At 62.9% G+C, this 11869-nt stretch carries 10 protein-coding genes; 5 read left to right on the top strand and 5 right to left on the bottom strand.

What is annotated here, in order from left to right:
• Positions 1-41: 41 nt before the first annotated feature.
• The 3 genes from LPA34_RS11625 to LPA34_RS11615 form a co-directional block, all read right to left on the bottom strand.
• Positions 42-2423 (bottom strand): ATP-binding protein, encoded by a 2382-nt coding sequence (locus LPA34_RS11625; protein WP_228978168.1) that lies wholly within the window; start codon positions 2421-2423, stop codon positions 42-44.
• Positions 2424-2624: 201 nt separating this feature from the next.
• Entirely contained in the window at positions 2625-2918 is a 294-nt protein-coding gene (locus tag LPA34_RS11620) for a hypothetical protein (protein ID WP_228978166.1), read from the bottom strand.
• Positions 2919-3184: 266 nt separating this feature from the next.
• Entirely contained in the window at positions 3185-4006 is an 822-nt protein-coding gene (locus LPA34_RS11615) for an alpha/beta fold hydrolase (RefSeq protein ID WP_228978164.1), read from the bottom strand.
• 211 nt (positions 4007-4217) lie between these two features.
• On the opposite strand from LPA34_RS11615, the gene LPA34_RS11610 reads away from it, so the two are divergent.
• Entirely contained in the window at positions 4218-5573 is a 1356-nt protein-coding gene (locus tag LPA34_RS11610) for a TAXI family TRAP transporter solute-binding subunit (protein ID WP_228978160.1), read from the top strand.
• 73 nt (positions 5574-5646) lie between these two features.
• Here LPA34_RS11610 and LPA34_RS11605 read toward each other — a convergent pair whose 3' ends face one another.
• Entirely contained in the window at positions 5647-5967 is a 321-nt protein-coding gene (locus LPA34_RS11605) for a DUF4148 domain-containing protein (protein WP_228978158.1), read from the bottom strand.
• Positions 5968-6194: 227 nt separating this feature from the next.
• Positions 6195-7220, bottom strand: coding sequence for a LacI family DNA-binding transcriptional regulator (locus LPA34_RS11600; protein ID WP_228978157.1), 1026 nt, complete (start codon positions 7218-7220; stop codon positions 6195-6197).
• Between the two features lie 233 nt (positions 7221-7453).
• On the opposite strand from LPA34_RS11600, the gene LPA34_RS11595 reads away from it, so the two are divergent.
• The 4 genes from LPA34_RS11595 (at position 7454) to LPA34_RS11580 (ending at position 11865) form a co-directional block, all read left to right on the top strand.
• Positions 7454-8602 (top strand): ABC transporter ATP-binding protein, encoded by a 1149-nt coding sequence (locus tag LPA34_RS11595; protein ID WP_228978155.1) that lies wholly within the window; start codon positions 7454-7456, stop codon positions 8600-8602.
• Between the two features lie 191 nt (positions 8603-8793).
• Positions 8794-9996: an ABC transporter substrate-binding protein gene (locus LPA34_RS11590; protein WP_228978207.1), complete on the top strand. Its 1203-nt coding sequence runs from the start codon at positions 8794-8796 to the stop codon at positions 9994-9996.
• Between the two features lie 93 nt (positions 9997-10089).
• Positions 10090-10995 carry a carbohydrate ABC transporter permease gene (locus LPA34_RS11585; protein ID WP_090536445.1) on the top strand — a complete coding sequence of 302 codons (906 nt, stop codon included), beginning with the start codon at positions 10090-10092 and terminating at the stop codon, positions 10993-10995.
• Between the two features lie 18 nt (positions 10996-11013).
• Positions 11014-11865 carry a carbohydrate ABC transporter permease gene (locus LPA34_RS11580; protein WP_228978153.1) on the top strand — a complete coding sequence of 284 codons (852 nt, stop codon included), beginning with the start codon at positions 11014-11016 and terminating at the stop codon, positions 11863-11865.
• Positions 11866-11869: the final 4 nt, after the last annotated feature.

The raw sequence follows: 11869 nt of genomic DNA, 5'->3' as shown, positions 1-11869 counted from the left end.
TCGGGCGATAGGGAAGAAAATCGCGCGACCGGTGCTTCAGTTCAGTCCACGAGCGCGCCGGCCTGCGACGCGTTGACATCGCGACGTGCGTCCGTGCCGAGGCTGTCGATCGCCATGTTGTCCGGCAGGCAGACGACCGTCTGAAACTGCCGGAAGTCGGCGCCGTGACGATCGTCGGTGAAACGCAACTCGATGCGACCGTGTTCGCGAGCGAGGAAATCGCGCACCGCGTCCATGCCGACACCACGCCCCGACACTTCGGTGATCGCGTGAGCGGTCGAAAACCCCGGCCGGAAAATCAGCTGTGCAATGGCGGCGTCGTCCAGTTTCTCGTCGGCGCCGATCCAGCCGCGCTCGATCGCGATGCCCCGGATACGCGCCAGTGCGAGGCCGCGTCCGTCGTCGCTGAGCGTGACCTGAAGCATGTCGTGATCGACGCCGACTTCGATAACGATCGCACCAGCCGCCGGCTTGCCATTCGCGATGCGCTCGTCGCCGTTTTCAATACCGTGGTCGATCGAATTACGCAGCAGGTGCATGAATACGTTTCGCAGCGTGCCGGCGGCCTGGCTGCGCAGGCGGTAGCCGTTGTCGTCGATGCGCACCGCCGGCTCCGCCTTGCCCAGTTCCCGCGCAAGCGATGGCAACGATTCGAGCACGCCCGCGAGCGATTCGCCGACGCTCTCGCTCCCCGCCAGACGCAATGTCCGGTGCACCGCATCGCGCATCGCAACCAGCTCGTCGAGACTTGCGACGTTCGCGGTTTCCAGCAGTTGCAGGCTCTCCCGGATGTGCGCGCGATCGACCATCAGATAGTGCTCGACGTGAGCGCTACGCGACGCGCCCTTGCGTCCGAGGCTGACTTCGTTGATCGTCGCGTAGCTTTCGATCGCTTCGCGCACGCGCGCGAGTTCCTGCATCAGGTCGTCCTGATCCCACGCACGATCGGCATCGGCCTGGCGCAGCTCGTGATAGCGCTGTTCCGTTTCGTGCACGACGTTGGTCAGATACTGAAGGTTGTAGGTGCGCGCGTTGCCCTTGATCGTATGCATGTTGCGGAACAGTTCGGCGATCGCCGCACCGTCGGCCTGCGAATGCTTGCGGATGATCCGCTCGTTCTCGCTGACGAAGCCCGCTGAACTCTCGATGAACTGCTGGAATTTCTCCTCACTCACCGCGAGAATCTCGCCGATCATCTCCAGCCGGCGCTGCTGCTCGCTCGCCTGCGCCGCGAGTTCGCGCAACTCGGTGACGTCGCGCACGCACAGCATCAGACGCACGACCGTATCGCTTTCGTCGGTGATCGCGGACCAGCTGAGATCGAGCGTCTTCTCGCGGCCATCGGGCATGCGTCGTGTGATTTCGTTCACGAGCAGATGCTGGTTGAACGCGAAGTTGATGCAGTCTTCGCCAAGGCACGCATGCGTGGCGGCGTCGATCTGCGAGAGCACGTCCGCGCCAAGGTCGGTATCGGCGAACACCAGTTCCATCAGGCCGCGACCGGCGATGTCGCGCGTTTCGAAGATCGCTTCCAGATACGCCGAATACTCGGCGTGAATCACCGCGCCATCGACGACCGTCAGAATGCCCTGCTGCATGTTCTGCAACATCGCCTGAATATCGGCGGTTTTCTGCTTGAGCAGCGCCGAGCTTTCCTGGATCTTCGCGATCATGCCGTTGAACGCGACGATCGAATGGCCGATCTCGTCCATGCGCCCAACCGGCACGCGACGCGTGAAATCCTGGCTCGAGGCGATCTCGCTCATCATCGCCTGCATACGGCTCAGCGGTCGCGTGATCTGCCGGTACAGCAGTGCGCCGATCAACGTGAGCAGCAATACGGCGATACCCGTCACGATCGCAATCGCCATCGTCGTGGTGGAGAGCGTCGCGTTGAGCGAGGTAATGGCGTCGTCCTTCTCGCGGTTTTTCTCGACGCGCAGCGTTTCGACGATCCCTTCGAGTTCGTCGCGATACTGCGCGACGTTGGCAAACAAGAATGCCTGCGCGAGTTCGTTCTTGCCGGCGGCTTTCATCGTCGCCGTTTCGTTGATCGCCGCGAAGTAATTTTCGACACTGTCGCGCGCCTGTGCGACCAGCCCTTTCTGCGCGTGGCTGGCCGCCGCGCGGTCCTGCAACGCGAGCGCGCGTTGCAGCGAGGCCTGCTTCGTTTTGAGTTCTTCCTGTGCCTGCGCGACCACGTTGCCGTCGGGCGCGTAGACGAGTGTCATCGTGGCCAGCTGTACATCCTTGACCTGCGAGACGAGATCGGCGGAAGCCAGCGTGCCTGGCACGACGCCCTCAGTCACCTGACGGACTTCTGCGGCGCTACGCCCTGTCTGGTAGACGGCATAACCGCCAATGGCCGACAGCGCGATGAACATCAGAACAACGAGCAGCGTAATGCGATGACGGATAGTCATGTACAACCCCCGGGGTCAACCAGCGTATCGGGCCCGCGTGAGAGGCCGATCGCGTTTTAAGATGTTTCGAATGGTCGAGCGCGGTGATTATTCGGGAGGGATGTGACGGACCGATGACGCATCGCGATTCTTCGATGCAGGGTGAAGGCGAAGCTAAAAACGAAGACGAAGACGCAGCGCGACAGGATGCGCCGCGCGCGCTCAGGCGAAGTCGGGTACGAGAACGGGCGGCGGTTCGAGCGCGGCCCAGCGGGTCCAGCCCGGCGCCTGGTCGGACGACTTGATCCGCACGGCGCGCGAGCCGTCGACGAAAACCAGCGACTCGAAATCGAGTTCGCTTTCGTCGGCGGCATTACCCACGTTGACGCGACCCTGCTGATGGGTAAAGTCGAGGTTACCTTCGCGCAACAGGTTGAGGTACGTACCGCCTCCGGCCATAGCCGGCTTGCGGTCCCAGCGGTTTAGAAGTGTGGCTGCAATTTCGACATCGAACATGTGATCTCTCCTTGCCTGTGCGTCATGGCCACGCGGAAGGCATATGCCCAGGCGCTCCACAGGGCGCCTCTAGCAGTCTGGAAGACACCATTGATCCGATCACTATACTGGAAAAACAGGTAAATGGTGCGACGCACAATACGTGTCACATTGCTCCCGCTGCCCTTTTCCGGGGGCAACCGCCGTGAACCTGCCGCACCAGAAGTGGCGATGACGCAGGCGGTTGCGCGTACAACGGTCAGCAGACCCGCGTCAGACAGGCTGTGTCACGACTCGAGAAACGCCAGCAGGTCGGCGTTGATCTTGTCGGCCATCGTGGTGCACATGCCGTGCGGGCCACCTGGGTAAACCTTCAGCGTCGCGTTGGGGATGATCTTCGCGGACAGACGGCCCGCTTCGTCGATCGGTACGATCTGGTCGTCGTCACCGTGCAGCACGAGCGCGGGCACGTCGATCTTTTGCAGGTCTTCGGTGTAGTCGACTTCGGAGAACTGCTTGATGCAGTCGTACTGGCCGCTGATCGAGCCCTGCATGCCCTGCGCCCAGAATGAGTCGATCACGCCCTGCGACACCTTCGCGCCGGGCCTGTTGTAGCCATGGAACGGCATCGCAAGATCCTTGTAAAACTGCGAGCGATCGTCGGCCACGCTCTTGCGGATACCGTCGAACACGTCGATGGGCACGCCGTTGGGATGTGCCCCGGTCTTCACCATCAGCGGAGGCACCGCGCCGATCAGCACGACTTTAGCGACGCGCATCGTGCCGTGACGGCCGATGTAGTGCGCGACTTCGCCGCCGCCCGTGGAATGGCCGACGAGCATGGCGTCCTTCAGGTCGAGATGCACGATGAGGGCGGCGAGATCGTCGGCATAGGTGTCCATGTCGTTGCCGCTCCACGTCTGGCTGGAACGGCCATGACCACGGCGGTCGTGCGCGATGACCCGATAACCCTTCTGGACGAGGAACAGCATCTGCGCGTCCCACGCGTCGGCGCTCAGCGGCCAGCCATGCGAGAAGACGACGGGACGCCCCGTACCCCAGTCCTTGTAAAAAATATCGGTGCCGTCTTTCGTCGTGATCGTGCTCATGGAATCATCTCCTGGGTAGATGGGGGGATCGGACTGCCGGACTGCTGCCTTGCGCGGTAAGCTTCCAGAGGATACTAGCTCACCATTATGACGTCGTCGCACTCGCGGCCAGCCTGCGCGGGCGGCCATGAAAGAATTCCGGGCTGCCGTCCGTATCGCGGTGCCCGCGATGCGACGGACGGGCCCACAACAGCCATCCGGGGAACGACGTATGAGCGACCCTCACGAACAGAACTCACCGCACCGGCGCTACGGCCATGCCGTGGCGGAGTGGCATGATCACATCCTCGTCTGGGGGCCGGCCGCCCTGCTGTGCGCGCTGGCAGTCGGACTCTTCATCTGGCTCGTCGATCCCGCGCCGCCGAAAGTGATCGTCATGAGCGCGGGGCCGAAGGACAGCACGTTGCTGCCGGCCGCCGAGGCGTACCGCGAGATCCTCGCGCGCAACGGCATCACGCTGAAGGTGCTGACGTCCGCTGGATCGGTGCAGAACCTGCAACGCCTGCTCGACCCGAAACAGCATGTGGACGTCGCGCTCGTGCAGGGCGGCATCGCACAGGGCGTGGATACCTCGTCGCTCATGTCGCTTGGCAGCGTGTTCTACGCGCCGGTCGTGGTGTTCTATCGGGGCCACGGCATGGACCGGCTTTCGCAGTTCGCGGGCAAGCGCATCGCGATCGGCCGGGAAGGCAGCGGCACGCGCCTGCTCTCGCTGGCGCTCCTGGGCGCGAACGGGATCGAGCCGGGCGGCACCACGACGCTTCTGCCCAGCGACGGCGCCGAAGCCGCGAGACAGGTCGTCACCGGGCAGGCGGACGCGGCCATTGTCAACGGCGATTCGGCCACGCGCGCGATGATGCTGCGGCTGTTGCAGGTGCCCGGGGTGTCGGTGCTGGACTTCTCGGAGGCGGCGGCTTACACGCGGCGCTTTCCTTATCTGAACGAGATCGATCTGCCACCAGGCCTTCTCGATCTCGGACACAAGATTCCGCCGGACACCGTCCATCTGATCGGGCCGACGGTCGAAATCGTCGCGCGTTCGACGCTGCATCCGGCCATTTCCGATCTGCTCATCGAAGCGGCGCAGCAGGTTCACGGCACGGCAGGCCTGTTGCAGCACGCCGGCGAGTTTCCGAGTCCGATTGCGCACGAATACCGGATCAGCGAAGACGCGATACGGTACTACCGGTCCGGCAAGAGCTTCTTCTATCGCAACCTGCCGTTCTGGCTCGCGAGTCTCGCCGACCGGCTGCTGGTGATATTGCTGCCCGCGCTGGTGCTGCTCGTTCCCGCGTTACGCACGATCCCGGCGCTGTATCGCTGGCGCGTGCGCTCGCGGATCTATCGCTGGTACGGTTCGCTGATCGCGATCGAGCGCGGCGCACTGGCAAAGGCATCGGGCGAAGAGCGCGACGCGCTGCTCAAGGAGCTCGATCACATCGAGGAAGGCATCAACCGGATGAAGATGCCGCTCGCCCACGCCGACGCGTTCTATGTGCTGCGCGAACACGTCGGCTTCGTGCGTTCCCGGCTGACGGGAGAACGACGCCCGGCATCGAACGCATAACTCGCACGCCAGAAACAACGAAAGCCCGCCAATGCGGGCTTTCGACATTTACAGCGTGTACAACGTGTGCGGCTTAGTGCGCGACGTAGACCGGCGGCGAGTACGAGCTCACCGTGACTTCACGGCGGACACCTGCCTGCGACGAACCATTCGTCGACGAACCATAACCGCTGTTTTGCACAGTGCTGTTTTGCGCGGCGACGCGTGCTTCGGCGGCCTGGATGTTCTCCGGATAGTCGATTTCACCGATGTTCGGGTTGTAGCCGGCTTTTTCCAGTTGAGCCAGCTCGGCGCGAACCTGTGCGCGGGTCACGGGGCCATTCGATTGTGCGAACGAAACAACCGGAGCAGCGAGCACTACAGCGAGAGCAACAGCCTTGATGAGCGACTTCATGGTAACTACCTCCGAATAAATCTGTCTTGACTGGGTCTGCAAACCGGTTTGTTTGCAGCGATTGAAGCCAGTGTAGAAGCAGACATACCTCGGGATAAATACCGGAAAGGCGAAATCACTGTTCTGAAATGCGGACCAATTGCAAAGCCTTGTCGGGCGGGGGTTTCAAGCTCCCTGGCTCGGGGTCCCGATGCCGATACCGGAGCCGTTTCGTGGAGCGGTTTGCGTCAACCGGTTCGCCCGGGCGCACAGGTCGACTGGCGCACCATCAGCTTCGGCGGCGGTCCTTGCAGCATGGGCGGCGATGCATCGACGCGCTCCTTTCGCATCAGCTGGATCAGCAGATCGATGGACAGCCCGGCGATTTCGCTCGTGTTGATCGCGACCGTCGTGAGCGCCGGGCGCACCTGGTGCGCGAGCTGGATATCGGTGATGCCGATCACGGATACGTCCTCGGGCACCTGACGGCCCAGCGACGCGAGCGCCTGCATCGCGCCGATCGCGAGCAGGTCGTTCGTTGCGAAGATTGCCGTGAGGTCAGGCGTATTCGACATCAGCTGGATGCACGCCTCGTAGCCCGCATCGATCGTGTCGCGGATCTGCAGCACCGCGGCGGCGTCCGGTTCGATGCCGGCGGCACGCATGACCTCGCGAAACCCGTTCGCGCGCGCGTCCTGCAAACCGCCGCAGCCGTCGCCGACCAGCATGCCGATGTCGCGATGTCCCAGTTCCAGCAGATGCCCTGCCGCCAGCGCTCCCGCGCGCGCGAAATCGACCGCGACGCACGGCAATCCTGGCGGCGACTCCGGATGCTCCCACAGGCTCAACACGATCGGCGCGCCGATCGCCGCCGACGCGCACAGCTCGTTGATCGCGATATCGGTATTGAGGACGATCACGCCTTCGGCCAGCGTGCCGGCGACCTGCGTGAGATAGGCGCGGCCGGTTTCGGCGTCGTCGTCGGTGTTGCACACCATCAGGAAATAGCCCGCGCGGCGCGCGGCGCGCTCGGCCGCGAGCACGAACTCCGGATAGAACGGATTGGCGATATTTCCGAGCATCAGCGCGAGCGTCGACGAGCGTCCCTCGGCGAGTGCCCGCGCGTTCAGATTCGGCCGGTAGCCGAGTTCGCGAATCGCGCTCAGCACGCGCTCGGCGGTTTCAGGGCGTACCTTCTCGCGATTGCGCAGCACGTTCGACACCGTGGCCGCCGTGACCCGCGCGCGGCGCGCGACTTCCGTCAACGTGACCATGGCGACCCGTTCCGTGAAGTCACACCGGCGAACCGTCCCACATTCAGGGAACAGCAACCAGATGTTGCACAGCCGGCGCAGGCTTTGTTAAGTTTCATGAAAATACTCCGGAGACAGACATCGTGATTTCAAATCCCAGCTACGAATTTAAGCGCTTAAATGAACGCGGCGCAAGCGTTTCGCCGATTTTTTTGCAGCGAAATTTAAGCGCTTAAATTCAAAGGGAGACGGGCATGTCGGCAATCAGTCTCACGCAGGTCGAGAAGTCGTACGGCAATAATTCGCCGGTGATCCGGCGTCTGAATCTCGATATCGGCGAACACGAGTTCTGCGTTTTCCTCGGGCCGTCGGGCTGCGGCAAATCCACGTTGTTGCGGATCATCGCCGGTCTCGAGGACATGAGCGAAGGCGATCTCCACATCGGCGGCAAGCTGATGAACAGCGTCCCCGCCGCGGAGCGCGGCGTCGCGATGGTGTTCCAGAGCTACGCGCTCTTTCCGCACATGACCGTGTTCGAGAACATGGCGTTCGGACTGAAGCTCGCCAAAACACCGAAGGATGACATCGACCGCAAGGTGCGCGAGGCCGCGCGGATTCTTGAACTCGACGCCCTGCTGGAGCGTCAGCCGAAAGCGCTCTCGGGCGGGCAGCGGCAGCGCGTGGCGATTGGCCGCGCGATCGTGCGCGAGCCCGGCGTATTCCTGTTCGACGAGCCGCTGTCCAATCTCGACGCCGCGCTGCGCGGTCAGACGCGCATCGAAATCGCCCGACTGCATCAGCGTTTTGCACAGGCGAGCGTGGTGTACGTGACGCACGATCAGGTCGAGGCGATGACGCTCGCCGATCGCATCGTACTGCTGCATGCGGGCGCGGATACACAGCGCTTTGGCAGCATCGCGCAGGTTGGCGCGCCACTCGAGCTTTATCATCGTCCGCGCTCGCGTTTCGTCGCGGGTTTCATCGGCTCGCCGCGCATGAATTTTATCGACGCCCGCGTCGATTCGATCGAGCCGGGCCGCGTGACGGTGAAGCTCACCAAGGGCGACGAAAAACTCGCGGTCTGTGTCGACGGCACGCGTCTCGTGCGCGATCAGCCCGTGACGCTCGGCATCCGTCCCGAACACATCCGCGCCGATGGTGAAGACCAGTCGCTGCGTGGCGTCGCGACGCTCACGGAACAGCTCGGCGAACACAGCTATATCCACGCCGATTACGCTGGCGGCGCACTGGTCTTCAAGGCGCCGGGCGATACATCGACGCAGCCTGGCGAGCGCATCGCGCTGCGCATTCCCGCCGACGCGTGCCATCTGTTCGACGCCGATGGCATTGCGCTTGAACGCACGGTCGCGGGGTCCGCATTGCCCTCGCTTCAGGTTGCATGAGCGTTGCTGAAAGCTGTACCGCATGCGCCGGCCGCGGAGCCGGCAGGATCGACCGGCCGCACGGTGCGTGCCGACACATAACGTAGACAACGTAGTCAAGGAGACAGCAGATGAAAACCAGTGGCATCAATCACGCAACGCTCGCACGGCGTCGTACGAAGCGCCTTTCCAGCGCCGTCGCCGCCGTCGCGATGGTCACCGCGCTGCTGGCGGGCGTGACCGCGCAGGCCGGCGAGCTGAACGTCAACGTGTCGGCGCGCGGCAACCAGCGCTCGACCTGGCAGGACGCATTCGACAAGTTCAAGAAAGCGAACCCCGACGTCGACCTGAAAGTGACGTACGTCACCGAGGAAACGTACAAGGTGCAGATGGGCGGCTGGCTCGCCACCGATCCGCCCGATGTCGTGTCGTGGCACGACGGCGAACGCATGGCGTATTACGCGCAGCGCGGACTGCTCGAAGACCTCTCGTCCGACTGGAGCAAGAACGGCTGGGACCAGCAATACGCTTCGGTGAAGGAAGCCTCGACGTACAAGGGCAAGCAGTATGCGGCGCCGCTCGGTTACGACGCGTACGGTTTCTTCTATCGCAAGGATCTCTTCGAGAGGGCCGGCATGAAGGGCGAACCTAAAACGTGGAATGAATTTCTCGACGCCTGCAAGAAGCTGAAGGCAAGCGGCGTTGCGCCGATCGCCGTCGCCGCGCGCGACAGCTGGACGCTCGCAGCATGGTTCGATTATCTCGACCTGCGCATCAACGGCAACGCGTTCCACCAGAAACTGATGGCCGGCGAAGTGCCGTACACGGACGCGCGCGTGAAGAAGGTCTACATGGCATGGAAGACGCTGATCGACGACCATTACTTCATCGACAACGCGCTCTCCTACGATCTCGATTCGATCGCGCCGTTCCTCGTGAACGGCAAGGCGTCGATGATGCTGATGGGCACGTTCTTCTCGGCGAGCATTCCGGCATCGGTCAAGCCCGAGACCGGCTTCTTCCGTTTCCCGATCGTCGATGCGAACGTGCCGACCGCCGAAGACGGCCCGGTCAACGTGCTGCTCGTGCCGGCGAAGGCGAAGAACAAGGTCGATGCACGGCGTCTGCTCGCCTTCATGGAAACGCCGCAGATCAACGCGGATCTCGCACGCGGCTGGGGCCAGTTGCCGTCCAACAGCAAGGCAGAGGAACCGGACGATCCGATCTCGAAGGTCGGCTTCCAGACCCTTGCGAGCACGACCGGCGGCATCGCGCAGTTCTACGACCGCGACATGACAAAGGAAATGGCCGACGAAGGCATGAAGGCGATGCAGCAGTTCTATAGCGATCCGTCGCAACTCGACTCGCTGCTCGCGCGACTCGAAGCGACCCGCAAACGCATCTACAAGAAGTAACGTCTCTGTACAGGCGCCTCGATGCGGCGAATGCATCGGGGCGTGGACTCAAGGCTCATCCGCATTTCCCGCGGACTTTACGAGGCCACTCGAATGTCTGATTCAGCAGCCCGCCCGCTGGCGACGGCTCGGGGCCGGCGCACGCCCGCAACCTTGAAACGCCAGCACCGCGCAGCGTTTTTCTTTTTGCTGCCCGCCTGTGCGCTCTTCAGCCTGTGCGTGATCTGGCCCATCATCGACAGCATCGGGCTCAGTTTTTACGACTGGGATGGCATGACGCCGAAGGTCTTCGTCGGCTTCGCGAACTACATCGAACTGTTTCATGCCGACGTGTTCTACGTCGCGCTGAAGAACAACCTGATCTGGCTTGCCGTCTTCCTGCTCGCGCCGCCGCTCGGGCTCGTGTTCGCGCTGTATCTGAACCAGCAGATCAGGGGCATGCGAATCGTGAAGTCGCTGTTCTTCGCGCCGTTCGTGCTCTCGGGTGTCGTGGTCGGGCTCGTGTTCAGCTGGTTCTACGATCCGACGTTCGGTCTCCTCAAGCTCATCGTCGGACACGGCATTCCCGTGCTGGGCGATCCGCACACCGTCACGTTCGGCATCGTCTTCGCCGCACTGTGGCCGCAAACGCCCTATTGCATGGTGCTGTATCTCACGGGGCTGACCGCCATCAATCCGGAAGTCGTCGAGGCCGCGCGCATGGAAGGCGCGAAAGGCGTGCGGCTTCTGTGGCACGTGATCCTGCCGCAACTGCGACCCGCGACGTTCATGGCCGTCGTGCTGACCGTGATCGGCGCGCTGCGCAGCTTCGACCTGATTTCGGTGATGAGCGGCGGCGGTCCGTTCGACAGCTCCACCGTGCTCGCCTATTACATGTACGACCAGGCGATCAAGTACTACCGCGAAGGCTATTCGGCTTCGATCGCGGTCGTGCTGTTCGCGATCATGCTCGTCTACATCGTGTTCCACCTGCGCCGGATGCTGCGCGAAGAACGCTGATTCACGGAGTCTGCCCTTATGTATCCGCTTCCTGTCGAACGCTGGAAACCGCTCAACCGCGCGTTATACAAGGCCTCGCTGCCGCTCGCGCTCCTTGTCTGGCTGCTGCCGATGCTGGCCGTTCTCGTGACGTCGATACGCTCGTCCGAAGAGCTTTCGCGAGGCGATTACTGGACCTGGCCGAAACACTTCGCGCTGTGGGACAACTACAGCGCGGCGCTCACGCAGACGCCGATGCTGCACTACTTCGCGAACAGCGTGCTGATCACGGTGCCTTCGGTGCTCGGCGCAATGCTGCTGGCCTCGATGGCGGGGTTCGCGCTGGCGACGTATCGCTTTCGCGGCAACACGGCCGTGCTGTTCGCGTTCGTCGCGGGCAACTTCGTGCCCGTGCAGATCCTGATGATCCCCGTGCGCGACATGGCGCTCAAGGTTGGCCTGTACAACACCGTGTGGGCGCTCGTGATCTTTCACATCGCGTTTCAGACCGGGTTTTGCACGTTATTCCTGCGCAACTTCATCAAGCAGTTGCCGTTCGAGCTGATCGAAGCCGCCCGCGTGGAAGGCGCGAGCGAATGGACGGTCTATGCGCGCATCGTCCTGCCGCTGATTCGCCCTGCTCTCGCCGCGCTCGGCATTCTCGTCTTCACGTTCGTCTGGAACGACTACTTCTGGGCGCTCTGTCTCACGCAGGGTGACGAGGCCGCGCCGATCACCGTCGGCGTCGCCGCGCTCAAGGGCCAGTGGACGACCGCGTGGAATCTCGTCGCGGCGGGGTCCGTACTGGCCGCGATGCCCTCCGTGCTGATGTTCTTTGCGATGCAAAAACATTTCGTTGCCGGCCTGACGTTCGGTGCAAGCAAAGGCTGACCCG

It is taken from the genome of Paraburkholderia gardini (assembly GCF_907164575.1).
Taxonomy (GTDB): Bacteria; Pseudomonadota; Gammaproteobacteria; order Burkholderiales; family Burkholderiaceae; genus Paraburkholderia; species Paraburkholderia gardini.
The sequence above is the reverse complement of the archived record's forward strand: the minus strand, read 5'-3'. Positions and strand labels throughout refer to the sequence as shown.

Coding starts and splice junctions, on each gene's coding strand:
- LPA34_RS11625 (WP_228978168.1), bottom strand. CDS start 2,423: ATGACTATCCGTCATCGCATTACGCTGCTCGTTGTTCTGATGTTCATC.
- LPA34_RS11620 (WP_228978166.1), bottom strand. CDS start 2,918: ATGTTCGATGTCGAAATTGCAGCCACACTTCTAAACCGCTGGGACCGC.
- LPA34_RS11615 (WP_228978164.1), bottom strand. CDS start 4,006: ATGAGCACGATCACGACGAAAGACGGCACCGATATTTTTTACAAGGAC.
- LPA34_RS11610 (WP_228978160.1), top strand. CDS start 4,218: ATGAGCGACCCTCACGAACAGAACTCACCGCACCGGCGCTACGGCCAT.
- LPA34_RS11605 (WP_228978158.1), bottom strand. CDS start 5,967: ATGAAGTCGCTCATCAAGGCTGTTGCTCTCGCTGTAGTGCTCGCTGCT.
- LPA34_RS11600 (WP_228978157.1), bottom strand. CDS start 7,220: ATGGTCACGTTGACGGAAGTCGCGCGCCGCGCGCGGGTCACGGCGGCC.
- LPA34_RS11595 (WP_228978155.1), top strand. CDS start 7,454: ATGTCGGCAATCAGTCTCACGCAGGTCGAGAAGTCGTACGGCAATAAT.
- LPA34_RS11590 (WP_228978207.1), top strand. CDS start 8,794: ATGGTCACCGCGCTGCTGGCGGGCGTGACCGCGCAGGCCGGCGAGCTG.
- LPA34_RS11585 (WP_090536445.1), top strand. CDS start 10,090: ATGTCTGATTCAGCAGCCCGCCCGCTGGCGACGGCTCGGGGCCGGCGC.
- LPA34_RS11580 (WP_228978153.1), top strand. CDS start 11,014: ATGTATCCGCTTCCTGTCGAACGCTGGAAACCGCTCAACCGCGCGTTA.